Genomic DNA, 26,356 nt, shown 5'->3' on the forward strand with positions numbered 1-26,356 from the left:
CGCACCCCCATGCCGGTCGACCGGCCGCGGCACGCGGAGTACCGAGACCCCGCTCAGTGCCCCGCGGCCGCCTCGTCGCGGGTGCGCAGGCGCGAGACGCCCATCACGACGGCCGCGATGACCAGACCCAGGACGAGGCCGAAGATCATCGAGACGAAGGTGTCGGCCAGCCACACGACGACCGGGCCCGCGCCCTCGACCGCGTGGGTGACGACGTGCACGAGGTCGTACGGACCGTGCCACACCGTCTCGGCGAGGTTCGCGACGACGAGGTGCCCGCCGACCCAGAGCATGGCGAGCGTGCCGATGATGCTGATCGCGCGGAACACGACCGGCATCGACGCGACGATCCTCACTCCGGTGCGCCGCACGCCGCGGGCCGCGTTCTTCATCAGGCGCAGGCCCACGTCGTCGATCTTCACAAGCAGCGCGACGGCGCCGTACACGAGCACGGTCATCCCGAGCCCGACCACCAGGAGCGCGCCGAGCGTGGGCCAGATCCCGAAGTCGGGGTCGAGGCCGTCGAGCGCGATCAGCATGATCTCGGTGCTCAGGATGAGGTCGGTGCGGATGGCGCCGAAGACGAGCTTCTTCTCGTCGCGCGCCTCCGTCTCGTGGCCGCCGTGCGAGACGCCGAACCACTCGAGCACCTTCTCCGCCCCCTCGAAGCAGAGGAAGGCGCCGCCGAGGATCAGCAGGTACGGCAGCACCTGCGGCGCGAACGCCGAGAGCAGCAGCGCCAGCGGGATGATGATGACGAACTTGTTGAACAGGCTCCCCAGCGCGATCCGCCCGACCACCGGCAGCTCCCGCGCGGGCGTGAGGCCCTGCACGTACTGCGGGGTGACGGCCGCGTCGTCGATCACGACGCCCGCCGTCTTGGCGCTCGCCTTCAGGGCGGCGGTGAGGATGTCATCGACAACCGCGAGCAGGCCGACCGACATGTGCGTCTCCTTGGAGGTCCGGGGTGAGAGGGCTCACAGTATCGCGAGCTCCGCGGTCGAGCGGGCACGGGGAGGGGCGTGGGTGCGGCAGAGGGGGTCCGGTCGCGGGGATCTCGATACGCCGGCGGGGCCGGCTCCTCGATCAGCGTGAAGGGCGGGCGGGCTCCGCGGGCCGGCTCCGCGGAAGCGTCAGGAGGCGGCGGGGGCCGGGCCGGTGCTCTCGCGGACGATGAGGCGGGTCGGCACGAGCGAGACGCCGGTGCGCTCGCCCGACTCGAGCTCGCGCAGGAGGATGTCGACCGAGCGGCGGCCCGTGTCACCGAAGAACTGGCGCACCGTCGTCAGCGGCGGCCAGAAGCTCGCCGACTCCTGCATGTCGTCGAAGCCCGCGACGCTCACCTCGCCGGGCACGGCGCGTCCGGCCTCGTGCAGGGCGCGCAGCACGCCGAGCGCCATCTGGTCGTTGGCGGCGAAGATCGCGGTGACCTCCGGATCGGCGGCGAGCCGCTTGCCGAGGCGGTAGCCGGAGTCGGTGGACCAGTCGCCGACCAGCACCTCCGGCACCGGGGCGCCGCGCTCGATCAGGGTCGACTCCCACGCCTCGTGGCGGCGCTCGGCGGAGTAGGAGCGGTCCGGGCCGGCGATGTGGTGCACGGTGCGGTGGCCGAGTCCGAGCAGGTACTCGACGGCCTGGCGGGCGCCCGACATCTGGTCGGTGTCGACCACCGGGTACTTCTCGCCGCCGGCGGAGTCGACGACCACCACGGGCAGGTCCGGTGGGAGGACGATGTCGGCCTCGTCGAGCAGGTGCGCCTCGACGATGATGATGACGCCGTCGACCGCCTCCTCGCTCAGCCGGTGGAACGCGACCGACACCTCGCCCTGGGTGGGGTGGGAGACGGGGATGAGGGTGATCGAGTAGCCCGCATCCGCGGCCGCGATCGCGATGGCGTCGAGGGTGCGCATGTTGCCGAACGAGGACAGCGTGAACATGATCACGCCGATGCTGTGGAAGCGGCCCGTCCGCAGGGCCCGCGCCGCGCTGTTGGGCCGGTAGCCGAGGGCCCGCATCGCCTCGAGGACCCGCTCGCGCGTCTCGCCGTCGACGTTCTGCTTGCCGTTCGACACCCGCGAGACCGTCTGGCCCGAGACGTTCGCGCGCCGGGCCACGTCGGCCATCGAGACGCCGCGTCGCGGCCGGGTGGACGGGGACGGGCGGTCGGTCTCGAGTGACATGGGCTTCCCTTTATAGCGCGCCGCCCGTCAGCCGTGGTGCATCGTGCGCCGAACCGTGACGCAGGAACAGTCGCGGGTGGCGACGTGGACATGCTACGGTGACGCTCTGCCATGTTGACGTGAACATGGCGGGCCCGCACTACTCCCCGAACGGAATCCCATGACGACGACGTCTCCCCCCGTCCCGCTGAGCGAGGTCGCCCCTCCGGCGTCCCCCCTCGCGGCCCCGAAGTCGCGGGCGAAGAGCGAGTGGAAGGGCCTGGCGTTCGTCGCCCCCTTCCTCGTCGTCTTCCTCCTGGTCTTCATCGCCCCGGTCGTCTACTCGATCTACCTCAGCCTCTTCCGCGAGCAGCTGGTGGGCGGCAACTCCTTCGTCGGCTTCGCGAACTACACCGCGATCTTCACCGACCCGAACTTCTGGGAGGGCTTCGGCCGCGTCCTGCTGTTCCTCGTCGTGCAGGTCCCCGTGATGCTCGTGCTGGCCCTCGTCGCGGCGCTCGCGATCGACAGCGGCCGCCTCCACGGCACCGGCTTCTTCCGCATCGTGGTCTTCCTCCCCTACGCCGTCCCCGCGGTCGTCGCGGTGCTGATGTGGGGCTTCATCTACGGCGACAACTTCGGCCTGGCCGCGAACGTCAACGACCTGCTCGGCTCCGACGTCGTCCAGCCCTTCTCGCGCGACTGGATCCTCGCCTCGATCGGCAACATCGTCACGTGGGAGTTCGTGGGCTACAACATGCTCATCTTCTACTCCGCGCTGAAGACGATCCCCGGCGAGCTCTACGAGGCGGCCGAGATCGACGGCGCCGGCCCGATGCGCGTCATCCGCTCGATCAAGCTTCCCGCCCTGCGCGGCGCGATCGTCATCGCCACGATCTTCTCGATCATCGGCAGCTTCCAGCTGTTCAACGAGCCGAACATCCTCCGGACGCTGGCGCCGAACATCATCACCACCTACTTCACCCCGAACATGTACGCCTACAACCTGTCCTTCGCCGGTCAGCAGTACAACGCGTCGGCCACGGTCGCCATCGTCATGGGCGTGATCACCGCGGTGATCGCCTACGTCGTGCAGCTCCGCGGCGCGCGGAAGGAGAACTGATGGCCCTCGCGACCGCTCCCCGGACGCCCGCCCAGGCCCCGAAGCGCCCGGCCGCCCGCCGCGGCTCCTCGGTGCAGCCCAAGAAGTCGATCGCCTTCACCCTGCTGATGTCGGTCTTCATCCTCTACAGCCTCGTGCCGCTGGCCTGGCTGGTCATCAACGCGACGAAGACGCAGGCCGGCCTGCTCTCGAGCTTCGGCCTCTGGTTCGACGGCGACTTCGTCTTCTTCCAGAACATCGCCGACACCCTCAGCTACCGCGACGGGATCTTCCTCCGCTGGCTCGGCAACACCCTGCTCTACGTCGTCGTCGGCGCCGGAGGAGCGACGCTCCTGGCCACGCTCGCCGGCTACGGCCTCGCGAAGTTCCGCTTCACGGGCCGCAAGGCGGTCTTCGCCGTGGTGCTCGGAGCGATCGCGGTGCCCGGCACGGCCCTCGCCGTCCCGACGTTCCTCATGTTCAGCCAGCTCGGCCTGACCAACACCCCGTGGGCGATCATCATCCCCTCGCTGATCAGCCCGTTCGGCCTGTACCTGGTGTGGGTCTACGCGGTGGAGTCGGTGCCCACCGAGCTGCTCGAAGCGGCGCGGATGGACGGGGCGGGCGAGTTCCGCACCTTCTTCACCATCTCCATCCGCCTCCTCGCCCCCGGCATCGTGACCGTGCTGCTGTTCTCGGTCGTCGCGACCTGGAACAACTACTTCCTCCCGCTGATCATGCTGAGCGACCCCACCTGGTACCCGCTCACCGTCGGCCTCAACCAGTGGAACGCGCAGGCCACCGGCGTCAGCGCGCAGCCGATCTACAACCTCGTGATCACGGGCTCGCTCCTCACGATTATCCCCATCGTCGTCGCCTTCCTCGGACTCCAGCGCTTCTGGCAGTCCGGTCTGAGCGCCGGCAGCGTCAAGGGCTGAGCCCTCCCCCTACCCATCCCCCGGCCGGAGCGTCCTGCCCCGTCCACAGCACCCGCAGCACGAAGAAGTGAAGGGAAACACCACCATGAAGATCGCCCGTTCCGCCCTCAGGCGGACCCTGACGGTCGCGGCCGTCGCGGCCCTGGCCGCCGGCTCCCTCGCGGCCTGCTCGTCCACCTCCGGTGGCGGCACGACCACGAGCGCCGGCTCCGCCGCCGACCTCGACTCCGCCCTCGAGGCCGGTGGCAAGATCACGTACTGGAGCTGGACCCCCAGCGCCGAGGCGCAGGTCGCCGCGTTCGAGAAGGCCTACCCGAAGGTCGACGTCGAGCTCGTCAACGCCGGCACCAACAAGGACGAGTACACCAAGCTCGAGAACGCGATCAAGGCCGGCTCGGGCGCCCCCGACGTCGTCCAGATCGAGTACTACGCCATGCCGCAGTTCGCGCTGTCGGACTCGCTCCTCGACCTGTCGCAGTACGGCATGGGCGACCTCGAGGACAAGTACTCCGCCTCCACCTGGGGCAGCGTCAACATCGACGGCAAGCTCGTCGGACTCCCGCAGGACTCGGGCCCCATGGCGCTGTTCTACAACAAGACCGTCTTCGACCAGTACGGCATCGCCGTCCCCGCCACCTGGGACGAGTACGTGGCCGCGGCCGAGAAGCTGCACACCGCCGACCCGTCGAAGTACATCACCGCCGACACCGGCGACGCCGGCTTCGCGACCAGCATGATCTGGCAGGCGGGCGGCGAGCCGTTCACCACCGACGGCACGGACGTGAAGATCGACCTCGCCGACGAGGGCACCGCCAAGTGGACCGGCGTCTGGAACCAGCTCGTCGAGAAGAAGCTGCTCTCGGACACCCCCGCCTGGGGCGACGAGTGGTACAAGGGCCTCGCCGACGGCTCCATCGCCTCGCTGGTGACCGGCGCCTGGATGCCCGGCGTGCTGGAGTCCAGCGTCCCCGACGCCTCCGGCGACTGGGCCGTCGCGCCGATCCCGACCTACGACGGCACCGCCGTCAGCGCCGAGAACGGCGGTGGCGGCCAGTCCGTCACCAAGCAGAGCGAGAACCCGGCGCTGGCCGCCGCGTTCCTGCGCTGGCTGAACAGCGACCAGGCCTCGGTCGACGTCTTCCTGCAGAGCGGCGGATTCCCGTCGACCACGGCCGACCTCGACAGCTCGGACTTCACCGGTCAGGAGTCGGAGTACTTCGGCGGCCAGAAGATCAACGAGGTGCTGACCCAGGCCTCGAAGGACGTCCGCTCCGGCTGGTCGTACCTGCCCTACCAGGTCTACGCGAACAGCGTCTTCGGCGACACCGTCGGCCAGGCCTACGCCAACGGCACCAGCCTCGACCAGGGCCTCGCCGACTGGCAGAGCAAGCTCGTCCAGTACGGCAACGCGCAGGGCTTCACCGTCTCGGAGTAGCACCACTGCTCGACGCGGGGCCGGCCGGATCGCTCCGGTCGGCCCCGCGTCGTTCTCACGCTCGGACACACCGGGCACCGATCCTGAGGGGGATCCAGATGACCACCGCTCCCGAGAGCCGCTTCGCCATCGGCACCGTCGACTTCGAGCTCGACGGCCGCCCGCACCGCATCCTGTCGGGGGCGCTGCACTACTTCCGCATCCACCCGGACCTCTGGGCCGACCGGATCCGCAAGGCCCGCCTGATGGGCCTGAACACCATCGAGACCTACGTCGCCTGGAACGCGCACGAGCCGCGCCGCGGCGAGTGGCGCGAGGACGCCGGGCTCGACCTGGGCCGCTTCCTCGACCTGATCGCCGCCGAGGGCATGCACGCGATCGTGCGCCCCGGCCCCTACATCTGCGCGGAGTGGGACAACGGCGCCCTCCCGGCCTGGCTCTTCCGCGACCCCGAGGTGGGCGTGCGCCGCTCGGAGCCGAACTACCTCGCCGCGGTCAGCGACTACCTGCGCCGCGTGTACTCGATCGTGGCCCCGCGCCAGATCGACGCCGGCGGGCCCGTGGTCCTCGTGCAGATCGAGAACGAGTACGGCGCGTACGGCTCCGACAAGGAATACCTCGCCGAGCTCGTGCGGGTGACCCGCGACTCCGGCATCACGGTGCCGCTGACCACCATCGACCAGCCCACTCCGCAGATGCTCGCCGACGGCAGCCTGCCGGGCCTGCACCTGACCGGCTCGTTCGGCTCGCGGACCACGGAGCGCCTCGCGACGCTGCGCGAGTTCCAGCCCACCGGGCCGCTGATGTGCATGGAGTTCTGGTGCGGCTGGTTCGACGACTGGGGCACCCAGCACCACACGACGGACGCCGATGCCTCCGCGCAGGAGCTCGACACCCTGCTCGCGGCCGGCGGCTCGGTCAACATCTACATGTTCCACGGCGGCACCAACTTCGGCCTGACCAGCGGCGCGAACGACAAGGGCCGCTACGCCGCGATCACGACGAGCTACGACTACGACGCCCCGCTCGACGAGGGCGGCGACCCGACCGCGAAGTTCTGGGCGTTCCGCGACGTCATCGCGCGCTACGCGCCGGTGCCGGAGGAGGTGCCCGCGGTGCGCCCGCCGGCCCCCGCCCTGACCGCTCCGCTCGTCCCCGGCCCGGCGCTCCTCGGCCTCGGCCAGGCGTTCGGACCGGCCGCGCACCTCGACGCGATGGCCAGCTTCGACGACCTCGGCCACGACGACGGCTTCGTGCTCTTCACGACGACGCTCGACGGCTCCTCCGCTCCGGCCCGCCTCGTGGTGGGCGAGGAGGTGCGCGACCGCGCCTGGGTGCTGCTGGACGGCGTGCCGGTGGGCGTGCTGGCGCGCGACCACCACGAGCGGGCGCTGACGCTGCCGAGCGGACGGGGCGAGCTCGCGATCCTGGTCGAGAACCAGGGCCGGGTGAACTACGGCACGCGCATCGGCGAGCACAAGGGCCTGATCGGAGGCGTGACGCTCGACGGCGCCCCGCTGACCGGCTGGGCGGCGCGCGCCCTCGCGCTCGAGTGCCTCCCCGACCTGGCCGTCGCGGCACCGGCGTTCTCGGCCGGGCCGCAGCTCGCCTCCGGCTCGTTCGACCTCGACGAGCAGGCCGACCTGTACGTGGACACGCTGCACTGGGGCAAGGGCCTGGTCTGGGTGAACGGCTTCCTCCTCGGACGCTACTGGCGCCGCGGACCGCAGCGGACGCTGATCGTCCCCTCGCCGGTCACCCGCGCCGGCCGCAACCGCGTCGTGGTGCTCGAGCTGGAGGGCATCGCCGAGCCGGAGATCCGCCTGCTCGCGGGAGCCGAGCTCGGGCACACCGAGATCTGAGCTGCGGAGCGGAGGCGGCGGGAACGGCCGTCGGAGGCGTGGGCTCGGAGTTCCGGGCTCCGTTGTGCGAGTGGGGCCGGGCCGACTCCGATCCGCACGCACTGCCGGACCGCCTCCGGTCTGCGGGTGCCACCGGGCCGCCTCCGTCCTGCGGGCGGCGCCGGGCCGCCTCCGGGACGCGGGGCTCTGCTAGCCTCAGGCGCCCCGGTGCGGCGCCGGCGGGCGAAGGGGGAGACATGATGTCCAAGACACTGCTGCGCACGACTCTGATCGGAGGCGCGCTGCTGCTCGTCCTCTCGGGCTGCGCGGGGACCGCGACGAGCGGATCGACGCTCCGCCCGTTCACTCCGACGCTCCCCTCGTCGTCGGCCGCCCCGTCCGCCACCGCGACGGCCGCCGCCCCGACCGCCGACACCGCTCAGAAGACCAGCGAGCAGGTGGCCGCCGTGCTGACCGGCGTGCAGTTCGTGCCCGGCGAGTACGCGAGCATCCAGGAGATGCTCGACTCGATCTACCCCGGCCTCACCGCGACCGACGCGAGCTGCCTCTCGCCGTTCGGCCTGGGCTGGGACACCGCGCAGCCCGCCGCCGGACTCTCGTACGGCACCAGCGCCGACCGCTCCATGACCGCCGTCGTGTCGAGCACCGGCACCGCCGACGCGGCCGCCTCGCTCCTCGCGAGCGCCACCGACGCGACCACCCGCTGCGCCTCCGGCTCGACGCTCTTCGCCATGCAGGGCGTGCCGGTCGAGACGACCGTCGAGCGCACCGAGCAGACGCTGACCGGCGCCGACGAGACGCTCGGCTGGAAGGTGTCCGGAGCCGTGGGCGGCAAGCCGTTCTCGCTCGTGGGCATCACCGCGCGCGTCGGCGGCGACGCGGTCGCGCTCGTGGGCTGGGACCCGACGACGAACACCTCGTACGTCCCGCGCGCGACGCAGCTCGTGGTCGACGGGCTGTAGGGCGCTGGGGCGCTGGACGCTGGACGCTCTGAGCTCTGGCTCTGAGCTCTGAGTCCTGCGCTCGACCGTCCTCCCCTCCGCGAGAGTCCAGGAGTCGTCGCAGTCGACGCCGAGTGCGACAACTCTTGAACAGTGGGCGCGTCGAGCGCCGGGACTCCGAGCTCTGAGCTCTGAGCGCTGCACTTCGACGCCCTCTCCTTCGCGACTGTCCGGGAGTTGTCGCACTCGACGCTGAGTGCGACAACTCGTGAACAGTGGGCGGACGATCGGGCCGAGCGCCTGAGCTCAGAGCTCTGGTCGCTGCGCGTTGGGCTTCGGGCTTCGGGCTCGCTCCTCCGCGAGAGTCCAGGAGTTGTCGCACTCGACGCTGAGTGCGACAACTCTTGAACAGTGGGCGCGGATCGAGCGCCGGCGCGGAGCGAGCACCGGGCGCCGGGCACCTCCCGAGCTTGGGGCACCCCGCACACGGCGCGGGAGCGCGCCTCAGGCCAGCCAGGAGAGGGTGCCGCCATGGGCGGCCGCGCTAGCGAGCGGGACGCCGTCGGCGGCGAGCAGGAACGGGGTCGGCTCGGGTGCCGTGCGGTCCCCGCGCGCGGCGACGAGGTGCGGGAGCAGCGCCTCCGCCTCGAGCGTCACCAGGCTCGCGCCGCGATCGGCGACCGTCGCCAGGACGCTCTCGCGCGCGGCCCAGGGAAGGTAGACCAGGGTCCCGAGCGAGACGACGACCGTCCGCAGACCCGGCGGCACCGCGTCGAGCAGGGCGGGCAGCTCGGCGGCCGCATCGCCCGCGACGATCGTCGGCGGGTCGTCCTGCAGAGTCTCCACGGCCGAGCGGAGCCGCGCGGTCCGCTCCGGGCGGTCGGGCGGGAGCAGCGCCTCCAACCAGGCGACGTCCTCGGGCGAGCGGACGTCGAGCGGCGCCAGGTCGAGCCCCCGGCGCCACGCGACGACCGGCAGCCGCGCCGGCGCCGCGCCTCCGCTCACCGCGCACCGCAGCAGAGGCGCGCCCGACCCGAGCCGCGTCTCGCCGTCGCTCGCCGTGAAGGCGTAGGAGTAGCGCTCCGGCGCCAGGCAGAGCCCCGCGGAGGCGCCGATCTCGACGAGCGCCACCGGCTCGCCGGGCTCCGTGATCCGCTCCAGCGCTGCGACCAGGGGCGCGCACCGCAGCGCCTCGTTGGTCTGCGTCCTCCGCTCGGCGGCGACCGGCGCCACCCGCGCCCACTCGCTCCGGAGCCACGCGGCGAATCCGGCGCCGTCGACGTCGGGCACGCCGAGCAGCCGCGCGACCGAGAAGAGGAGGGACGGCTGCCGGTGCTGCGCGGGCAGCTCGTCGATCAGGGCGAGGAGGCGCGCGTCGTCAGCGACGGCGAGCGCCCACTCGACCTGCCGCTCGGAGGTCTGCGCGAGCTCGACGGCGGCGCGGCGGAAGCGGTCGGCGGAGGAGGGCATGCCTTTATCCTGAGGGAGCGGCGGAACGGTGCCTGCAGGCGGGCGCAGGACCTGTGGGGCGGGCGACGGCCCCGCCCCCGCGGATGTCGGTGGTCGCCGGTAGAACGGACTCATGTCCGACACCGCTCCGAACCCCGCGTCCGGGCAGGTCCGCGAGCTGCGCCTGCTCGACATCCGGCGGATCTACGCCGAGCCGGCCGCGCTCGAGCTGCCCCGTGGGCAGGAGGTCGTGGCGCGGTGGCCGGGCGCCGAGATCGTGCCCGTCGAGTCGCACTGGCTGATCCCGGAGGTGCACGGCGACGAGGCGAACGTCGCGCGCTGGGTGCGCATCAAAACGGAGGCGCTCGTGCTCGGGGTGAAGAAGTCGCTCGTCACGCGCCCGAACGGCCGCTCGGCCGACTTCATCGCCCCCTCCACCGCCAACGGCTGCGCCATGGCGTGCGTGTACTGCTACGTGCCGCGGAGGAAGGGCTACAGCAACCCGATCACGCTCTTCACGAACATCGAGCAGATCCAGCGCCACCTGGCCCGGCACATCGCCAAGCAGGGCCCCAAGGCCGAGGCGAACCAGTGCGACCCGGAGGCCTGGGTCTACGACATCGGCGAGAACAGCGACTGCTCCGTCGATGCGCTGCTGAGCGGGAACGTCCGCGACCTCTGCGAGCTGTTCCGGATGTCGCCCACCGCCAAGGCGTCCTTCGCGACCAAGTACGTCAACCGCGAGCTCCTCGAGTGGGACCCGCTCGGGCGCACGCGCATCCGCTTCTCGCTGATGCCCGCCGAGACAGCGAAGGTCACCGATATCCGCACCTCGCCGATGGCCGAGCGGATCGCGGCGATCAACGACTTCGTCGACGCCGGCTACGAGGTGCACGTCAACTTCTCGCCGGTGATCCTCACCGAGACCTGGCAGCAGGACTGGACCGAGCTCTTCGACCAGCTCGACGCCGCCCTCCACCCGCGGTCGAAGGCGCAGCTCGCGGCCGAGGTGATCCTCCTCACCCACAACGAGGGCCTGCACGAGGTGAACCTCGGCTGGCACCCGAAGGCGGAGTCGCTGCTCTGGCAGCCGGGGCGCCAGGAGCAGAAGCTCTCCGAGAACGGCGCCGTCAACATCCGCTACCGACGCGACCTCAAGCGCGCCAGCCTCGACCGCTTCCGCGCCCTCCTCGCCGAGCGCCTCCCCTACTGCCGCGTCCGCTACGCCTTCTGAGCGCCGAGACGGCGGCGTGACGACTCGCTCAGAAGCGCTCCTCCCCCTCCCGGCCGCACACGCCGAGACACCGCCGTCTCGCCGGGACACCACTGCCGAGACGGCGTCTCGCGCACGAGCGCGCCGTCTCGACGCAGCCGCACCGCCCACCGGCGGCACCCCGCAACTGAGCCCCGGAGTCACCCGGCTGGGAGTCCGCCCGGCGGCCGGGGCCACTGCTTCGCATTCCGGATAGCGGCACGTGCGCTCCGAACGAGGGGCGTACTTTCGGAGAACAGCCGGAGGGACGGCCCGACCGCCCGACTCCACGGGCCTGCAGAGCAGGCGTCAACGGGGATCGACGGCTCGGCGCGACGGCATCCGGGCTCGACATCCCGGAGCCCGGCACCCCCGGATCGACACTCCGGACACTCGACTCGGCGGCACAGCACACCCCGGGTCCTGCTCCCCGCGAACACCCCCACCATCTCGCACTCCCCCTCCCGGCGGCACTCGCCGGGGCACCCCACCGTCGCGGTCGGCACCCGCGACACAGCACAGAACGGCGGCACGCACCATGGGCGCTCTCCTCTACGGCACTCCCCCCACCTCGCACGAGATCGACGACCGCGCGCTCGCGCACCTCCAGATCGTCATGATCAACAAGTTCCGCCGCGACGAGGCGTTCGCCTTCCAGCTCGACGCCTCGAGCGCGCACGGCACCGGACGCCAGACGCTGTGGCTGCACCCGACCATCCCCCTCCAGTTCTCGTTCCACGGAAGCCGCATGCCGGCGATCAACGCCACCTGGGTGCGCGCACTGATGGAGGAGGCCAACAGCGGCCGGGGCCTGCGGATCGTCACCGAGCCGGCGCAGCAGCCCGAGTCCTCCGGGCTCACGCACGCTGCCTGAGCGCGCCGTGTCCAGGCGCGACGACGACGAGCCGATGGAGGTCACCGACTTCGTCGAGCTCGCCGGTGCAGTGCACGACGACGCAGGCTTCGAGTGCTCCTCCACTGTCGACGGCGTGACGGGCGCGCTCTGCGTGCTGCCCGACTCCCTGGTGCTGCGGAGCGCCGGCACCGGCGACTCGACCCGCGTCGGCACCCGCGACATCCGCTCCTGGCGGGCCACTCCGGCCGGCGCCACCTTCTCGCTCGCCGTGGAAGCCGGAGCGCGGCACACCGTGGTGCTGCTCACGCAGTTCCAGGCGGCGACCGTCCAGGCCATGACCCGCGCCGCCGGACCCGCGACTGGTTTATCCGCTTAACGAATTCCCCGTTCGGGGCACGCGGTGAGGAGCGCTCCTCGTGCGACCCTGATCGGGATGAACGAGAAGGACGAGGTCATGCGCTCCGACATCGGCGGGCGTGACATCGAGCAGGCGCGGGCCCTCTTCGAGCAGTCGTACAACGGGCACCGCTTCGTCGTCGAGCCCGGCGAGGACTTCTCGTACCGCTACACCTCCGTCGGCGACGGCGATGTGACGCTCCGCGGCAGCCAGTTCGCCGGCTCCGTGCAGGGCTCGATCCAGACCGAGGGCGAGTACGTCGTCTCGTGGCTGACCGCCGGCGCGGGCGTCACCGATCTCGACGGCGACGCGGTGACCCTCGGATTCGGGCAGCCGGCGATCTTCGTCAACGACCGTCCCAGCCGGTTCGAGTTCCACGACTACCGCCAGAACCTCATCCACTTCGACGGCGCGTACCTCGAGGGCATCGCGGAGGAGGTCGAGGGCACCCGCGGCCCCCTCCTCTTCGACACGACCTCACGGCCCGAGGGCGCGGCGCTGCGGCGCTGGTCGGCGACCGTCGCGACGGTCGCCCGGGTGATCTACGACGCCGACAGCTCGCCGCTGCTGCGCCGCGAGGCCGACCGCGCGGTCGCCGTCGCCCTGCTCGAGACCTTCCCGCACTCGACGCTGGACACTCCCGGCGACCTCGGAGTACCCCGCTCGGGGCGCCTCCGCCAGGCGATCGAGTACATGTACGAGCACGCCCACGAGCCGCTCCGGACCGAGCAGATCGCCGACGCGGCGGGCATCGGCCTGCGGACGCTGCAGACCGAGTTCCGGCGCGAGTTCGGCTTCACCGCGGTCGACTACCTGCGGCGGATCCGGCTGGACGGCGTGCAGAAGGAGCTGCGGGCGGGCGAGTCCGGAGTCGTCAGCGTCAGCGAGGTCGCACGGCGCTGGGGCTTCGCGCACCTCGGCCGGTTCTCGGCCTCGTACGCCCACCGCTTCGGCGAGCGCCCCAGCACCACGCTCGACACCTGAGGCGTCAGAGGTAGTCGGTCCCGCCGTCGTCCTCGCTGTCGTCGCCCTCGCCGCGCGGCTGCACGGTCGGCCGCGCGGGCTGGAGCCGTCGGGTCTTCTCGCGCATCGACTCCACCGCCTCCGGGTCGTCGAGGTCGACGCCGCGGTCGAGCGCCGGGCTGGTGAAGAGCTGGCTGGCCGGTCCGACCAGGAGACGGGTCTCGCCTCGCAGCCCCTCGTCCGAGAGCGACGGCACCACGACCAGGTCCGACTTCCCCACGTTCGCCAGCGCCTGCGCGTACTCGACGACCGCCGAGCACACCTCGTCGCCCAGCAGCACGAATCCGCTCGCGTAGTACAGCTTCTGCATCTCGCCCTCCCCTGGATCCCGGACCGCCCCTCCGGTCGGCCCGTCCCCCGACGCTAGGACGGCGCCGACCGGGCGCCCCACCCCTTGACGGGGGTGGAGCGGAGGGGCCAGAGTCCGCGCGGAGGGGCCAGAGTCCGCGCGGAGGGGTCAGAGTCCGCGCGGAGCGGGCAGTCGCAGCGCGGTCGCGAGCGCCTCGACGACGCGGGTCGCGCGCACGTCGCCGACCCCCTCCATCCGGTTGGTGAGGAACGCGAAGCCGACTCCCGCGTCCGGGTCGGCGAAGGCGACCTGTCCGCCCGCGCCGTCGTGCCCGAAGCCGCTCGGCGTGAGGCGGCTTACCAGGCGGTCGCGGAGGCGGGGCTCTCGATCCCCGGCGACGTCGCCGTGGTGTCGTTCGACGACGACGAGCTGGCCGCCTACCTCCGCCCCGGGCTGACGACCGTGGCGCTGCCGCACGAGGAGATGGGCCGCCGGGCGGTCGAGCTGCTGCTGAGCGGCGCGCCGGGCGAGCGGGTGCTGGTGCCGATGCCGCTGGTGGAGCGGGCGTCGACGCGGCGGGTCTGACGGGCGGGGCCTGGGGCGGGCTGATCGGGGACGGCGGGCGGGCCCGGTGGAGTCGGGCGGAGCCGCCTCAGCCGGCCGAGCGGATCCCTCCGGTCGGACCCCAGGCGACTCCGGTGCCGCCCGCGTCGCCCTGGTAGTCGTCGGGCGAGAGGGTCATGCCGCTCGCGACGAAGTCGGCGGTCGCCGCGCAGTCCGTGACGACGACGTCGCCGTCGGAGCGCGCGAGCCCGTAGAGGCAGACGGACTCGTCGGCGAGCTCCGCGGCCGAGAAGGAGTCGAGGCTGAGGGTGGCGAAGTAGTCGACTCCGGCGATGCTGCCCAGGTAGCGCGTCGGCCCCCAGTGGAAGACGCGGAGGCTTGCGAGGGTCGACAGCGGGCGCGTGGCGACGTCGTCGGGGACGGCCCAGGGCTCGGTGAAGACCTCCAGCGACGGGCGAGGGGCCAGCGCGACGGAGGCGGCCGTGCCGAGGGCGGCGAGCCCGAGCACGGCGACGAGGGCGGCGATCACCTCGAGGCGGCGGCGCGGGCGGGGCGTGGCGGAGGTGCGGGAGTCGGCGTCGTCGCCTCCGGTGGTCTCGCCGGTCTCGTCCCCACCGGTCCGGCCGCTCGCCGTCCCGCGGCCGATCCGGCCCTGGGCCGCTGCGGGCCCGACGGACGCGGCCAGTCCCGCGACCGCGGCGTCGAGCGCCTCCTCCCGCTCGCGGCGCTGCGCCCGCAGCAGTGCCAGCTCCTCGAGCGCCGCGGGGTCCGCCTCCGCGCTGAACGCCCGGCGCTCGAGCGCGGCCCGCTGCCTCCGCTCCTCCGGCGACGCCCCGTCGCGGCGCCGCTGCAGGGCGGCCCGGCCCCGACCGCGACCGCCCAGGGCCGCGTCGAGCGCCGCCTCCGTCGCGGGATCGAGCTCGTCGAGCAGCCGGGCCGCGCGCGCGGGCGTGACCGCGATGCCGACGGACGCCGGCACGTCAGGCCCGGTCGCGGACGGCGCGCGCCAGCGACTCGAGGCGCTCCCGGTACTCCGGCCACCACTCCTCCGGCACCGGCGGGAGGTTGTCGCCGGGCGTCCGGAGTCCGACCCGCCCGTCGATCAGCTCGCGGACGATGTCGGCGTGGCCGGCGTGCCGGTGCGTCTCCGCGGTGATGTGGACGAGGATCCGGTGCAGCGTCACGTCGCGGTTCGTCCACCAGGGGACCTGCCCGGGAGCGTCGAGCGGGAGGGCCGCGACCGTCGCGTCGGAGTGGGCCCACACGCGGCGGTACAGCGCGACGACGTCGGCCGTCGACTCGTCGGCCGTCGCCCACATGTCCGAGTTCGGCTCCGACTCGTCCTCCATCCACGGCATCGGCTCCGGGAACGGCCGCCCGAACACGGCGCCGAGGTAGCCCGCCTCGGTGCCCGCCACGTGCTTCACCAGGCCGAGCAGGTTCGTGCCCGTCGAGACCAGCGGCCGCCGCACGTCGTACTCGTCGAGCCCGTCGAGCTTCTGCAGCAGGGCGTCGCGCCCCTCCTGCAGGTAGCGGAGGAGGGTCTGCTTCGCGTCGTCGCTCATCCCCCCAGCCTGCCGCGCCCGTCCGAGCCGCGCCAGAGCGGTGCCGGAGCCGGAGCCGTGCTCACACTGCAGGAAGGATCGCCCCGCGGGCACCGGGATCCGCGGATCCACGGCCCGCCGGAGCGATCCTTCCAGCGTTGTGCACGGGGTCAGGCCGGGACGCCCGCTCCCGCCCGCTGGACCCGCGTGCCGACGAGGCGCTGCGACGAGGCGTCGATCGCGGCGGCCGGGCCGACCAGCTCGAGCGCCGCCTCCGTCTCGCGCGTCGCGCAGTCCGGGCCCACCCACAGCTCGACGCGGCCGGGCTCGACGATCCGCACGCCTTCACGTCCGGTGAAGGCCAGGCGCGCGGCCGGGACCTCGAAGCGGACCTCCGCCTCCTCGCCGGGCTCGAGCGCGACCCGCGCGTAGCCGAGCAGCTGCGCCACCGGCCGGGTCACGCTCGCGAACACGTCGCGGGCGTACAGCTGCACCAGGTCGGTGCCCGCCCGCTCGCCCGTGTTGCGCACGCGCACGGTCGCCGTGAAGGAGCCGTCCGTCGGGGCGGACTCCTCGACCGCCAGCTCCGTCCGGGCGAAGGCCGTGTACGAGAGGCCGTGGCCGAACGGCCGCACCGGCGTGCTGTCGGCGGAGGTCACGTCCGACGGCCCGCCGAGGATCGGGTGCAGGTACGAGAACGGCTGCGCTCCGGCGGAGCGCGGCAGCGAGACCGGCAGGTGGCCGGAGGGGTCGACCCGTCCCGAGACGACGCCCGCGATCGCGCCGGCGCCCTCCTCCCCCGGGAAGAACGCCTGCAGCACGGCGGCGGGAGCCGACGGCCCGTCGAGCGCCCAGCCCACGGCATAGGGGCGGCCGGTCAGCAGCACGAGCACGACCGGGGTCCCCGTCGCCACGACGGCCTCGACCAGCTCGCGCTGGCGGCCCGAGAGCTCGAGGCTCTCGACGTCGTTGCCCTCGCCGACCGTGCCGCGGCCGAACAGGCCCGCCCGGTCGCCGACGATTACGATCGCCACGTCGGAGTCGGCGGCCGCCCGGACCGCCTCCGCGATCCCGGAGGCGTCGTCGCCCTCGACCGAGCAGCCCTCGGCGAGCAGCAGCTCGGCCGAGCCGAACTCGCCGGCCAGCGCGTCCGCGACCGTCGGGATCTCGAAGCCCAGCGGCACGCCCGGGTGGTGCGCCAGCACGTGGTTGGCGAAGGAGTAGCAGCCCATGAGCGCGGGCGCGCTGTCGGCGTTGGGACCGATCAGCGCGAGGCGGCGCGGCGCAGCGAGCGGCAGGACGCCGTCGTTCGCGAGCAGCACCACCGACTCCTCGGCCAGGCGGCGGGCGATGTCGCGGTGGGCCGGCGAGTCGAGGTCGATCGACTCGGGGGCGTCGTCGAAGCGCGCGTCGAGCAGTCCGAGCCGCTCCTTCTGCGCGAGCACCCGCAGCACAGCCCGGTCGACGAGCGCCTCGTCGGCCTCCCCGGCCCGGATCCGCGCGGCCAGCGGCGCGAGGAACGCGTCGCCCGTGGGAAGCTCCACGTCGATCCCCGCGGCGAGCGCCAGCTCGGCCGCCTCGCCCAGGTCGGCGGCGACCGCGTGCATGAGGTGGAGGAACGCGACGGAGAAGTAGTCGGCGACGACCACGCCGTCGAAGCCCCAGCGCTCGCGCAGCACGCCCGTGAGGTAGGCGGGCGTCGCTCCGACCGGGTCCCCGTCGATCTCGGCGTAGGAGTTCATCACCGAGCGGGCGCCCCCGTCGCGGATCGCCATCTCGAACGGCGGCAGCAGCACGTCCGCGATCTCGCGCGGTCCGGCGTGCACCGGCGCGTGGTTGCGGCCGCCGCGGGAGGCGGAGTAGCCGATGAAGTGCTTCAGCGTCGCGTCGACGCCGGTGGACTGCAGCCCCTGCACGTACGCGGTGCCGATCGTGCCGACGACGTACGGGTCCTCGGCGATGCACTCGTCGACCCGGCCCCAGCGGGGGTCGCGGATCACGTCGAGCACGGGCGCCAGGCCCTGGTGGATCCCGAGCTCGCGCATCGAGCCGCCGATCACGGCGCCGAGCTCGGCCACGAGCTCCGGGTCGAACGAGGCTCCCCAGGCGAGCGGAGTCGGGAACGTCGCGGCCTGCCAGGCGGCGAGCCCGGTCAGGCACTCCTCGTGGACGATCGCCGGGATGCCCAGCCGCGTCTCCTCGACGAGCCGGCGCTGCTCCGCCCACAGCCACTGAGCGCGCTCGAGCGGATCGACGGGGCGCGTGCCGTAGACGCGGGTCAGCTGGCCGATCCCCTCGCGGGTCGCCTCGGCGTACCCGGTCGAGGTGGCCATCTCGCCGGCGAGCGGGGCGACGACCTCGCCGCCCTGGTCGACCCAGTAGCCGACCAGCTGGGAGAGCTTCTCCTCCAGCGTCATCCGGCCCAGCAGCTCGGTGGTGCGGGCGGACGGAGCCTGTGGGTCCTCTGGTGCGTGCGGTGCGGTCACGGTGCGACCCTCTCTGCGGGTGGGGCGACGGGTGCGGACGGGACGGGGGACGCGGCGGACGGGCGGAGCGATCCGCTCATCCCTTCACCGCCCCCGTCAGCCCGCCGACGATGCGGCGCTCGAAGACGCTGAAGAAGATCAGCGCCGGGATCATCGACAGCGACACGAAGGCGAGCACCTTCGCCGTGTCGACCGAGTACTGCGACGAGAACGCCTGGACTCCGAGCGGGAGCGTGAAGGTGGACTCGTTGTTGAGGATGAACAGGGGCAGCAGGTAGCTGTTCCAGCTCGCGATGAACGCGAGGATCCCCGTGGTGATCACGCCGGGCATCGCCAGGCGCACGACCATCCGGAAGAAGAAGCCGATCCGGCTGCAGCCGTCGATGAAGGCCGCCTCCTGGATCTCGTCCGGGATCGCGCGGAGGAACGGTACCAGGATGATGATCGTGGTCGGCAGGCCGAACGCGATCTGCGGCAGCACCACTCCGGCGAGCGAGTTCATCAGGCCGAGGCTCTTGATCACCAGGTAGAGAGGAGTGATCGCCACGGTCATCGGGAACATCAGGCCGGCGGCGAAGAGCGCGTAGAACACGCCGCGTCCGGTGAAGTCGTAGCGGGCCAGGACGTAGCTCGCCATCAGGCCGAGCACGACCACGCCGAGCGTCGTCGCGAGGCCGGCGATGGTGGAGTTGCCGACCTCCTGCCAGAAGACTCCGCCGGTGATCACGTCGAGGTAGTTCTGCACGTTCCACGGCGAGGGCAGGCCCGCCGGGTCGGTGGTGATCTGCGCGTTCGTGCGGAAGCCGCCGAGGATGATGTACGCCACCGGGGCGAGCATCAGCGCGATCACGACGATCGCCACGACGTAGGCGATCGTGGTGCCGCGGCCCAGGGGCTGCCGGCGCCGCTTCGCCGCGAGAGGCCGAGGGGTCTCCGGAGTGATAGGCGGGGCCGTCATCGTCGTGCCGGTCATCGCTTGTCTCCCGTCAGTGCGCCCGCGGTGTCGCGCCGGAGCACGAAGCGCTGGTAGAGCAGCGCCACCACGAGCGAGATCAGGAACAGGACCACCGCGACGGCGTTCCCGTACCCGTAGTTGCCGGCGTTGCGGCCGTTGGTGACCAGGTAGATCGCCATGGTCGAGGTGCCCGCGGTCGAGGACACGTACTGGCCCCAGATGATGTAGACGAGGTCGAACAGCTGCAGTGCGCCGATGATCGACAGGAACGCCCAGATCCGCAGGGTCGGCGCGAGCAGGGGCAGGGTGATCCGCCGCTGCACCTGCCAGTAGGAGGCGCCGTCGATGGCCGCGGCCTCGGACAGCTCCTCGGGGATGCCCTGCAGACCCGCGAGGAAGAGGATCACGGCGAAGCCGATGTACTTCCAAGTGATGATCAGCATCAGCGTCCAGATCGCGATCGCCGGATCCGAGAGCCAGTCCTGCTTCAGCGCGCCGAGGCCGACCTTCTCGAGCAGGCCGTTGACCGCGCCGCTGGTCTGGAGCATCAGGCTCCAGCCGGTGCCGACGACGACCTCCGAGATCACGTACGGCACGAAGATCAGGACGCGGATGATCGACTGCCCGCGCAGCTTGCGGTTCAGCAGCAGCGCCAGGAGGATCGCGACCGGCCCCTGGAGCACGAGCGAGAGCACCACGATGATGCCGTTGTGCGCGAGGGCGTCGTGGAAGGTGGGGTCCTGCAGGATCGTCAGGTAGTTGCGGAAGCCGACGAAGTCCGTCGGCACTCCGTAGCCCTGCCAGCTGAAGAAGCCGTAGTAGGCCGCCATCACGACCGGGAAGATCACGAAGGCGAGGAAGACGATCAGCGCCGGGCCGACCAGGAGCGCGATCTCGAAGCGCCCCGCCCAGCCCACGCTGCGGCGGCGCCGGCGCACCGGAGGCGTCGAGGTGACGCCTCCGGTGCGCGCGGTCCCGCGGGGCTCATCCACTCCGAGGAGCGGGCTCTCGCGGAGTGCCATGGTGGCTAGGCCTTCGCCGCGGCGGCGTTGACGGCCTCGACCAGCTGCTCGGGGTCGCTCTTGCCGGCCAGCAGGTCGACGACTCCGACGTTCAGCGCGTTGCCGACGTTGAGGCCGTAGACGGTGTCGAGCCACTGCGAGACGTACGGGGCCGAGTTGTAGGCCTCGAGGATCTGCTGCAGGTACGGCTCGGTGACCGCCTCCTGCGCAACGGTGTTCACCGGGGGCGCGTTGAAGGCCGCGTAGTACTCCTTCTGCACGTCGGAGGTGGCCAGGTAGTTGAGGAAGTCGACGCACTCGTCGGGAGCGCCCACGGAGCAGGAGTAGCCGTCGACACCGCCCATGATCGCGCCGGCCTCGCCGTCGCCGCCGTCGATCTCGGGGAACGGGAACCAGCCCAGGTCGGGCAGCGGCTTCTCGTCGGGGGTGAGGGAGGCGATCACGCCGGGGTTCCACGCGCCCATGAGCTCCATCGACGCCTGGTGGTTGGCGAGGAGTCCGGCCGAGCTGCCCGCGCCCTGCTGGGCGGCGGTCGTGAGGAAGCCCTCGTTGAACGGCTCGGTGGCCGAGAAGTCCTGCAGGTCCTCGCCCGCGCGGACCCAGCAGTCGTCCGAGAAGTCCTTGGTGTCGGCCGCCTCGGCCATGGTGTCGGCGCTGCACTCGCGGAGCGCGAAGAAGTAGTACCAGTGCGCGGCGGGCCAGGCGTCCTTCGCGCCGAGCGCGACGGCCTGGGCTCCGCTGCCCTTGATCTTCGTGATCGCCGAGTCGAGCTCGTCGATGGTCTTCGGCGTCTCGGTGACGCCCGCCGCCGTGAAGAGGTCCTGGCTGTAGAACAGGCCGCCCGGGAGGACGGCGACCGGCATCGCCCAGACCTTGTCGTCGAGCGTGTTCGCCGAGAACGAGCCCTCGGGGATCTCGCTGCGCGCCTGGTCCGAGATGCCGCCGGTGAGGTCCTTCAGCTGTCCGCCCGCGACCATGGCGGCGAGCTTGCCGCCTCCGCGCTGGAGGAAGACGTCGGGGGCGTCGCCCGAGTTGAGCGCCGTCTGGAGCTTGCCGTCGAGGTCCTCGTTCTGGATGGCCTGCGACTCGATGGTCACTCCGGGGTTCGCGGCCTCGAAGTCCGCGATCGTCTTGTCCCAGAACTCCTGGCCGGGGCCCGTGGTCGAGTTCTGCCAGAGGGTCATCGCGACGGTGCCGTCGCTCGATCCCGAGTCCTGGCCCGAGCAGCCGGTGAGGGCCGCGACCGTGCCGAGCAGGGCTGCTGTCGCCACTGCGATCTTCCTGAACTTCATCGTCCAACCGTTCTCTTCATCGAGGGCGCCGCCTGGTGCACCGGCGCCGTGGGGGTTCCCGCCTTCGCGGGTGGAGTCAGTGTCCGCAGTGCTTGCGAAAGTGGTCAAACGTTTTCGAAATGGTTTTCGAAGCACGGGTTACAGTCGGCCACATGACCACCCGACCGACCATCCACGACGTCGCCGCTGCCGCCGGCGTCTCGGTGGCGACGGTGTCCAAGGCCGTGAACGGCCGCTACGGCATCGCCCCCTCCACCGCCACCCGCGTGCTCGAGGTCGTGCGCGAGCTCGGCTACGAGTCGAGCCTCGTCGCGAGCAGCATGCGCTCCCGGCGCACGGGCGTGATCGGCGTGCTCGTCGCGGGGTTCGAGCCGTTCAGCGCCGAGATCCTGAAGGGCGTGGGGTCGGTGCTGGCGGAGTCGCGGTTCGACCTGCTCGCCTACTCCGGCTCCCACGAGGGCGAGCAGGAGGGCTGGGAGCGGCGCTCGCTCAGCCGGCTCAGCGGCACCCTCATCGACGGGGCGATCATGGTGACGCCGAGCGTGGTGAGCGCCCCCTCCGACATCCCGCTCGTCGCCGTGGACCCGCACACCGGCCGCGCCGACCTGCCGACCGTCGAGTCCGACAACTTCGGCGGCGCCCTGCTCGCCACCCGCCACCTCGTCGCCCTCGGGCACCGCCGCATCGGCTTCGTCGCGGGTCGCGGCGACCTGCGCTCGGCGCGGCTGCGCGAGGCCGGCTACCGGGCGGCGCTGGCGGAGGCCGGCATCGCCTTCGACGAGCGCCTGCTGCGGGTGGGCAACTACCACCGCGACACCGCCCGGCGGCCCGCCTCCTCGCTCCTGTCGCTGCCCGACCGCCCGACCGCGGTCTTCGCCGCCAACGACGTCTCGGCGCTGGCGATCATCGAGACCGCCGCGCACCTGGGCCTCGCCGTGCCCCACGACCTGTCGGTGATCGGCTTCGACGACGTGCCCGAGGCCGCGCGCTTCGATCCGCCGCTGACCACCGTCCGCCAGCCGATGCAGACGCTCGGAGCGACCGCCGCCGAGATGCTGATCGCCCTGATGGCCGGGCGCGAGCCGCGCTCGCTGCACGTGCAGCTGCCGACGCAGCTCGTCCGCCGCGCGACGACGGGACCGCCGGCATGAGCGGCGACGGGACCGCCGGCAGGGGCGACGAGCTGGAGGACGACGGCCCGACCGCGGTGCACGCCGCCCTCTTCGACGCGCTGGAGCTGGTGGACCTGCCCGCGCTCGAGGCGCTGCTCGACGAGCGCTTCGTGATCGAGCACCCGACCGGCCTGGTGCAGTCGCGGGAGGAGTGGCTCGCCGACATCGACGAGGCGCGCAAGGAGTACCACGAGATCGACCACGTCGAGAGCGCCCTCTCGGGCGGCGCCGCGCACCCGGTGCTCACCTCCCGCACCATCACCGAGGCGACCATCGGCCGCCTGCACGCGACCTGGCGGCTCCAGCTGACGAGCCGCCTCGTCCGCCGCGACGAGGGGTGGGTGATCACGCGGACCGTGGTGACGAGCTGGTGAGGCGGGCGGACCGGCGCGTCCGTGGCCGGCTGCGGGCGCGGCGGGCAGGATCGACACCGTGCTCCTCCAGGTCGTGACCCGCTCCGCCCGCCCGGCCGCCGAGATGTTCGACCGGGCGCGCGACATCGACCTGCACACCGCCTCGCAGGCCGGCGCTCGCGAGCGCGCGGTCTCCGGGACGACCACCGGGCTGATCGGCCTGGGCGAGCACGTGACCTGGAGCGCCCGGCACTTCGGCGTCCCGCTCCGGCTGACCAGCACCGTCACCGCGCTCGACGCCCCGCACTCCTTCGTCGACGAGCAGACCCGCGGGCCCTTCGCGACCTTCCGGCACGAGCACCGCTTCGAGCCCCACGGCTCCGGCTCCGTGATGATCGACCGGCTCGAGTACTCCGCCCCGCTCGGCGTCCTCGGGCGGATCGCGGAGCGGCTGGTGCTCGACCGGCACCTGCGGCGGCTGCTGGAGGAGCGCGGCGCGTTCCTCGCCGGACGCGACCGGTGAGGCTCCTGATCCGGACCCTGCTGACGCTCGTCGCCGTCGCCGGCGTCCTCTCGCTCGCGACGACCTCGGTCCTGTTCGCCCTGTCCTCCCTCGACACCGGCCGGGACGCCGGCGAGCTGCTCCTCCCGCTGGCCCGAGCGCTTCTGGCGACCGCCGTGACGGCGGCCGTCGGCGGGCTCCCCTACTCCGCGGGACGGGGTCGCGCGCCCTGGCCGGTCCTCTGGACCGCTTCTACGGTCTGCATCCTCGCGATCGCCTGGATCGTGGTCTCGATCGCGGCGTGGACCGACGCGGGCGACGGGACGGACGCTGTCGTCGCACTGCTGACCGTGGTGCCCGCGGCCTGCTGCTTGATCGCCGCGGTGCCGGTGACCGAGCTCGTCCTCCGGGTGGGAACGCGCAGGATCGGCGCCCGCTAGCGGATCCGTCCCCGCCGCTTGACGTTGACGCCGCGTCAACCCGTACCGTCGCTTCCATCGCCGCCGGAGTCCCCGGCGACGCGGAGACGGAGGGCGCTGTGGAGCAGGAGTGGACCGTGCACGAGGTGGCGCGGCTGGCCGGCACGACCAGCCGGACGCTTCGGCACTACGGGGCCGAGGGACTGCTCCCGGCGAGCCGGGTGGGCGCGAACGGCTACCGCTACTACGACGCCGCCGCGCTCGTGACGCTGCAGCGGATCCTGCTGCTGCGCGACCTCGGTCTCGGACTGCCCGAGATCGGGCGGATCCTGCGGCGCGACGCGGAGCCGGTGGCCGCTCTCGAGCGGCACCTCGACGTGCTCCAGGAGGAGCGCCGACGGCTCGACCGCCGCATCCGGGCGGTCGCCGGGACGATCACCACGATGAGAGAAGGGAACGGGCCGATGGCCGAGGAGATGTTCGACGGGTTCGACCACGCGGAGCACCGTGAGGAGGTGGAGCGCCGCTGGGGTGCCCCGGCGTACGCCGACGGCGACCGCTGGTGGCGCTCGATGAGCGCGGAGGACCGCGAGCAGTGGCAGCGGAGGCAGGCGGACCTCGCCGGCGCCTGGACCGCCGCGGCGGCCAGCGGGGCGGATCCGACCGGGGAGGAGGCTCTCGCGCTCGCCGAGCGGCACCGCGCCTGGCTCGCCCAGGTGCCGGGCACGCCCCGCGACGCGCCCGGCGGCCCGAGCGACGAGTACCTGCTCGGGCTCGGCGAGATGTACGTCGACGACGAGCGGTTCTCGGCGCACTACGGCGGAGTCGCCGGCGCCCGGTTCGTCCGCGACGCGCTGCGGGCACTGGTCGAACGGCGGGGATGACGGAGGTTCCGTCGGCCGGGCCGGGGCCCCGCTCCGGAACGGCATGATCGCCTCATGGGAAGCATCCGATTCAGCAGTCCGGGCTGGGACGAGGACACCGATCGGGGGCCCGCGCCCGACCCCGACCGTGCCCGGTACTCCCGGGACGACGGGGCGAGGTTCACCGCGATCACGCTCACCTGCCTGTCGGTCCTCCCCGCGATCGTCCTCACGGCCGCGTTCTTCCTCGTGCGCCTCCCTCCCCTGGACCGCGACGACCAGCCCGACTGGACGGCACCGGCCGCGGACGTCCTGGCTCCGTGGCTGCTGCTGTTCCTGCTCCCGCCGCTGGTCACGGGGCTGCTCGCCCGTCTGGTCGGCGGGCGGGACTCCTCCCACGGGTTCGGTCGCTCCGCCGCGGTTTGCCTCGTGGTGATGGCGCCGTTCCTCGGGCTCTCGGCCCTGTCGCTCCTCGGCTAGGCGCTGCCACCGCTCACGCCTGCAGGACCACCGCGCCGTAGTGCGTGCCCGCGCCCGTGCCCACCAGCAGCACCGACTCCCCCGGCCGCACGCGCGAGCGGTGCAGGGCCAGCGGGATCGCGCTGCCGATCGTGTTGCCGACCTCGCCGAGCGTGATCGTCATCCGGTCGCGGCCCCAGAGGCGGGCCATGCCCTCGAGCCCGGCCGCGCTGGTCTGGTGCGGGACCACGCGGTCGATGCCGGGGAGCCCGGTCGAGAGGCCGGGCCGCACCTCCTCGAGGAACGCCGGGAAGTGCCGCAGCGCGTCGACGAGCAGCGCCTTGCCCTGCATGTCGAAGCGGAAGTCGGCGAGCCGGTCGGGCGCCTCCTCGATCCGGATCCGCGAGCCGAAGCCGCGCAGCTCCGCGTGGCGCACACCGCTCGGGCGGGTGCGGAAGTGCGTGGTGACCAGGCCCTGCCCCGGAGTCTCGGCGCGTCCGATCACGACGGCGGCGGCCGCGTCGCCGAAGAGCAGGGCGCTCTCGGGCTGGCCCGGGTCGATGCCGCGGCTGCCGCAGTCGGTCGAGACGATGAGCACGGTGTCGGCGCGACCCGTGGCGAGGAGGAACCCCGCCTCCTGCAGAGCGAAGAGGAACGACAGGCAGGTGGCGCCGACGCTGTACGCCGAGACGTCGTCGAGGCCGAGTCCCGCCGCGAGCAGCGCGCCTCCGTCCGGGATCGCCTGCAGCTGAGTGCCCGAGGCGTTGAGCACCACGTCGACCGTGTCGAGCCCGGCCGCCGCGAGCGCCCGACGGGCGGCGAGCAGGCCGAGCTCCAGCGGGTCCTCGTCGTCGGTGACCCAGTGGCGGGTGCGCACGCCGGAGCGGCGCTCGGCCTCGTCGGCGGGCAGGCCGCAGAGCGCGGCGACCTCGGCGGTCGTGACGATCCGCTCGGGCAGCGCTTCGCCCGTGCCGAGGACGCGGAGCGGGAGGAGGTCGGGCACGCGGGCCCCTTCCTGCCCC

The 26,356-nt window shown here is 72.6% G+C and carries 27 protein-coding genes; 16 read left to right on the forward strand and 11 right to left on the reverse strand.

Features of this window, described 5'->3' with window-relative positions:
* Nucleotides 1-53: 53 nt before the first annotated feature.
* Together C5C37_RS13580 and C5C37_RS13585 are read right to left on the reverse strand one after the other, a co-directional pair.
* Nucleotides 54-944, reverse strand: coding sequence for a DUF808 domain-containing protein (locus C5C37_RS13580; protein ID WP_104339077.1), 891 nt, complete (start codon nucleotides 942-944; stop codon nucleotides 54-56).
* Between the two features lie 189 nt (nucleotides 945-1,133).
* On the reverse strand, nucleotides 1,134-2,180 hold the full coding sequence (locus C5C37_RS13585) for a LacI family DNA-binding transcriptional regulator (protein WP_146085234.1): 1,047 nt from the start codon (nucleotides 2,178-2,180) through the stop codon (nucleotides 1,134-1,136).
* Between the two features lie 160 nt (nucleotides 2,181-2,340).
* Here C5C37_RS13585 and C5C37_RS13590 point away from each other — a divergent pair, with 160 nt between their 5' ends.
* The 5 genes from C5C37_RS13590 to C5C37_RS13610 all read left to right on the forward strand — a co-directional run bounded on the left by C5C37_RS13590 (nucleotide 2,341) and on the right by C5C37_RS13610 (nucleotide 8,458).
* Nucleotides 2,341-3,282: a carbohydrate ABC transporter permease gene (locus tag C5C37_RS13590; RefSeq protein ID WP_104226355.1), complete on the forward strand. Its 942-nt coding sequence runs from the start codon at nucleotides 2,341-2,343 to the stop codon at nucleotides 3,280-3,282.
* A 107-nt stretch (nucleotides 3,283-3,389) separates the two neighbouring features.
* Nucleotides 3,390-4,199 carry a carbohydrate ABC transporter permease gene (locus C5C37_RS13595; protein ID WP_258062773.1) on the forward strand — a complete coding sequence of 270 codons (810 nt, stop codon included), beginning with the start codon at nucleotides 3,390-3,392 and terminating at the stop codon, nucleotides 4,197-4,199.
* An 85-nt stretch (nucleotides 4,200-4,284) separates the two neighbouring features.
* Nucleotides 4,285-5,634, forward strand: a complete 1,350-nt coding sequence (locus C5C37_RS13600; protein WP_104223423.1) for a sugar ABC transporter substrate-binding protein — start codon at nucleotides 4,285-4,287, stop codon at nucleotides 5,632-5,634.
* A gap of 98 nt (nucleotides 5,635-5,732) precedes the next feature.
* Entirely contained in the window at nucleotides 5,733-7,496 is a 1,764-nt protein-coding gene (locus C5C37_RS13605; RefSeq protein ID WP_104282952.1) for a beta-galactosidase family protein, read from the forward strand.
* A gap of 236 nt (nucleotides 7,497-7,732) precedes the next feature.
* On the forward strand, nucleotides 7,733-8,458 hold the full coding sequence (locus tag C5C37_RS13610; protein WP_104339078.1) for a hypothetical protein: 726 nt from the start codon (nucleotides 7,733-7,735) through the stop codon (nucleotides 8,456-8,458).
* Nucleotides 8,459-8,941: 483 nt separating this feature from the next.
* Here C5C37_RS13610 and C5C37_RS13615 read toward each other — a convergent pair whose 3' ends face one another.
* Entirely contained in the window at nucleotides 8,942-9,907 is a 966-nt protein-coding gene (locus tag C5C37_RS13615; protein ID WP_104319963.1) for a DUF2332 domain-containing protein, read from the reverse strand.
* Between the two features lie 112 nt (nucleotides 9,908-10,019).
* Between C5C37_RS13615 and C5C37_RS13620 the strand changes: the two genes are divergently transcribed.
* The 4 genes from C5C37_RS13620 (at nucleotide 10,020) to C5C37_RS13635 (ending at nucleotide 13,375) form a co-directional block, all read left to right on the forward strand.
* On the forward strand, nucleotides 10,020-11,120 hold the full coding sequence (locus C5C37_RS13620) for a spore photoproduct lyase family protein (RefSeq protein ID WP_104339080.1): 1,101 nt from the start codon (nucleotides 10,020-10,022) through the stop codon (nucleotides 11,118-11,120).
* A 556-nt stretch (nucleotides 11,121-11,676) separates the two neighbouring features.
* On the forward strand, nucleotides 11,677-12,012 hold the full coding sequence (locus tag C5C37_RS13625) for an ATP-dependent DNA ligase (protein ID WP_104223411.1): 336 nt from the start codon (nucleotides 11,677-11,679) through the stop codon (nucleotides 12,010-12,012).
* A gap of 7 nt (nucleotides 12,013-12,019) precedes the next feature.
* Nucleotides 12,020-12,370, forward strand: coding sequence for a hypothetical protein (locus tag C5C37_RS13630; protein WP_104223412.1), 351 nt, complete (start codon nucleotides 12,020-12,022; stop codon nucleotides 12,368-12,370).
* 57 nt (nucleotides 12,371-12,427) lie between these two features.
* Nucleotides 12,428-13,375: an AraC family transcriptional regulator gene (locus tag C5C37_RS13635; protein WP_104297620.1), complete on the forward strand. Its 948-nt coding sequence runs from the start codon at nucleotides 12,428-12,430 to the stop codon at nucleotides 13,373-13,375.
* Between the two features lie 4 nt (nucleotides 13,376-13,379).
* Here the strand turns inward: C5C37_RS13635 and C5C37_RS13640 are convergent, their stop codons facing one another.
* Nucleotides 13,380-13,724: a hypothetical protein gene (locus C5C37_RS13640; RefSeq protein WP_104223414.1), complete on the reverse strand. Its 345-nt coding sequence runs from the start codon at nucleotides 13,722-13,724 to the stop codon at nucleotides 13,380-13,382.
* A gap of 93 nt (nucleotides 13,725-13,817) precedes the next feature.
* Here C5C37_RS13640 and C5C37_RS13645 point away from each other — a divergent pair, with 93 nt between their 5' ends.
* Complete coding sequence (locus tag C5C37_RS13645; RefSeq protein WP_258074139.1) at nucleotides 13,818-14,288, forward strand: substrate-binding domain-containing protein; 471 nt, start codon at nucleotides 13,818-13,820, stop codon at nucleotides 14,286-14,288.
* 67 nt (nucleotides 14,289-14,355) lie between these two features.
* Here C5C37_RS13645 and C5C37_RS13650 read toward each other — a convergent pair whose 3' ends face one another.
* The 6 genes from C5C37_RS13650 to C5C37_RS13675 all read right to left on the reverse strand — a co-directional run bounded on the left by C5C37_RS13650 (nucleotide 14,356) and on the right by C5C37_RS13675 (nucleotide 21,566).
* Nucleotides 14,356-15,246 carry a hypothetical protein gene (locus C5C37_RS13650; RefSeq protein ID WP_104339082.1) on the reverse strand — a complete coding sequence of 297 codons (891 nt, stop codon included), beginning with the start codon at nucleotides 15,244-15,246 and terminating at the stop codon, nucleotides 14,356-14,358.
* A 1-nt stretch (nucleotide 15,247) separates the two neighbouring features.
* A complete protein-coding gene (locus C5C37_RS13655) occupies nucleotides 15,248-15,832 on the reverse strand; it encodes a DinB family protein (RefSeq protein WP_104339102.1) in 585 nt (194 codons plus the stop codon).
* Between the two features lie 149 nt (nucleotides 15,833-15,981).
* On the reverse strand, nucleotides 15,982-18,228 hold the full coding sequence (locus tag C5C37_RS13660) for a glycoside hydrolase family 3 N-terminal domain-containing protein (protein WP_104339083.1): 2,247 nt from the start codon (nucleotides 18,226-18,228) through the stop codon (nucleotides 15,982-15,984).
* A gap of 145 nt (nucleotides 18,229-18,373) precedes the next feature.
* Complete coding sequence (locus C5C37_RS13665) at nucleotides 18,374-19,270, reverse strand: carbohydrate ABC transporter permease (RefSeq protein WP_104308476.1); 897 nt, start codon at nucleotides 19,268-19,270, stop codon at nucleotides 18,374-18,376.
* On the reverse strand, nucleotides 19,267-20,274 hold the full coding sequence (locus C5C37_RS13670; protein ID WP_104226347.1) for a carbohydrate ABC transporter permease: 1,008 nt from the start codon (nucleotides 20,272-20,274) through the stop codon (nucleotides 19,267-19,269). Before C5C37_RS13670 ends, C5C37_RS13665 begins: the two co-directional genes overlap by 4 nt.
* Before the next feature lie 5 nt (nucleotides 20,275-20,279).
* Nucleotides 20,280-21,566 carry an ABC transporter substrate-binding protein gene (locus tag C5C37_RS13675; RefSeq protein ID WP_104339084.1) on the reverse strand — a complete coding sequence of 429 codons (1,287 nt, stop codon included), beginning with the start codon at nucleotides 21,564-21,566 and terminating at the stop codon, nucleotides 20,280-20,282.
* A 152-nt stretch (nucleotides 21,567-21,718) separates the two neighbouring features.
* Between C5C37_RS13675 and C5C37_RS13680 the strand changes: the two genes are divergently transcribed.
* The 6 genes from C5C37_RS13680 to C5C37_RS13705 all read left to right on the forward strand — a co-directional run bounded on the left by C5C37_RS13680 (nucleotide 21,719) and on the right by C5C37_RS13705 (nucleotide 25,355).
* On the forward strand, nucleotides 21,719-22,717 hold the full coding sequence (locus C5C37_RS13680; RefSeq protein ID WP_104224902.1) for a LacI family DNA-binding transcriptional regulator: 999 nt from the start codon (nucleotides 21,719-21,721) through the stop codon (nucleotides 22,715-22,717).
* A complete protein-coding gene (locus tag C5C37_RS13685; RefSeq protein WP_104234103.1) occupies nucleotides 22,714-23,112 on the forward strand; it encodes a nuclear transport factor 2 family protein in 399 nt (132 codons plus the stop codon). The genes C5C37_RS13680 and C5C37_RS13685 overlap by 4 nt, the downstream gene beginning before the upstream one ends.
* 58 nt (nucleotides 23,113-23,170) lie before the next feature.
* Nucleotides 23,171-23,614: an SRPBCC family protein gene (locus tag C5C37_RS13690; protein ID WP_258066365.1), complete on the forward strand. Its 444-nt coding sequence runs from the start codon at nucleotides 23,171-23,173 to the stop codon at nucleotides 23,612-23,614.
* Nucleotides 23,611-24,033 carry a hypothetical protein gene (locus tag C5C37_RS13695; RefSeq protein WP_104339085.1) on the forward strand — a complete coding sequence of 141 codons (423 nt, stop codon included), beginning with the start codon at nucleotides 23,611-23,613 and terminating at the stop codon, nucleotides 24,031-24,033. The genes C5C37_RS13690 and C5C37_RS13695 overlap by 4 nt, the downstream gene beginning before the upstream one ends.
* Nucleotides 24,034-24,131: 98 nt before the next feature.
* Nucleotides 24,132-24,896 carry a TipAS antibiotic-recognition domain-containing protein gene (locus C5C37_RS13700; protein WP_104339086.1) on the forward strand — a complete coding sequence of 255 codons (765 nt, stop codon included), beginning with the start codon at nucleotides 24,132-24,134 and terminating at the stop codon, nucleotides 24,894-24,896.
* 54 nt (nucleotides 24,897-24,950) lie between these two features.
* Nucleotides 24,951-25,355, forward strand: coding sequence for a hypothetical protein (locus C5C37_RS13705; RefSeq protein ID WP_104339087.1), 405 nt, complete (start codon nucleotides 24,951-24,953; stop codon nucleotides 25,353-25,355).
* A gap of 13 nt (nucleotides 25,356-25,368) precedes the next feature.
* On the opposite strand, the gene C5C37_RS13710 is transcribed toward C5C37_RS13705, so the two are convergent.
* Complete coding sequence (locus C5C37_RS13710; RefSeq protein ID WP_219814488.1) at nucleotides 25,369-26,337, reverse strand: 3-oxoacyl-ACP synthase III family protein; 969 nt, start codon at nucleotides 26,335-26,337, stop codon at nucleotides 25,369-25,371.
* Between the last annotated feature and the right edge of the window lie 19 nt (nucleotides 26,338-26,356).

Source organism: Rathayibacter sp. AY1F9 (assembly GCF_002932155.1).
Lineage (GTDB): Bacteria > Actinomycetota > Actinomycetes > Actinomycetales > Microbacteriaceae > Rathayibacter.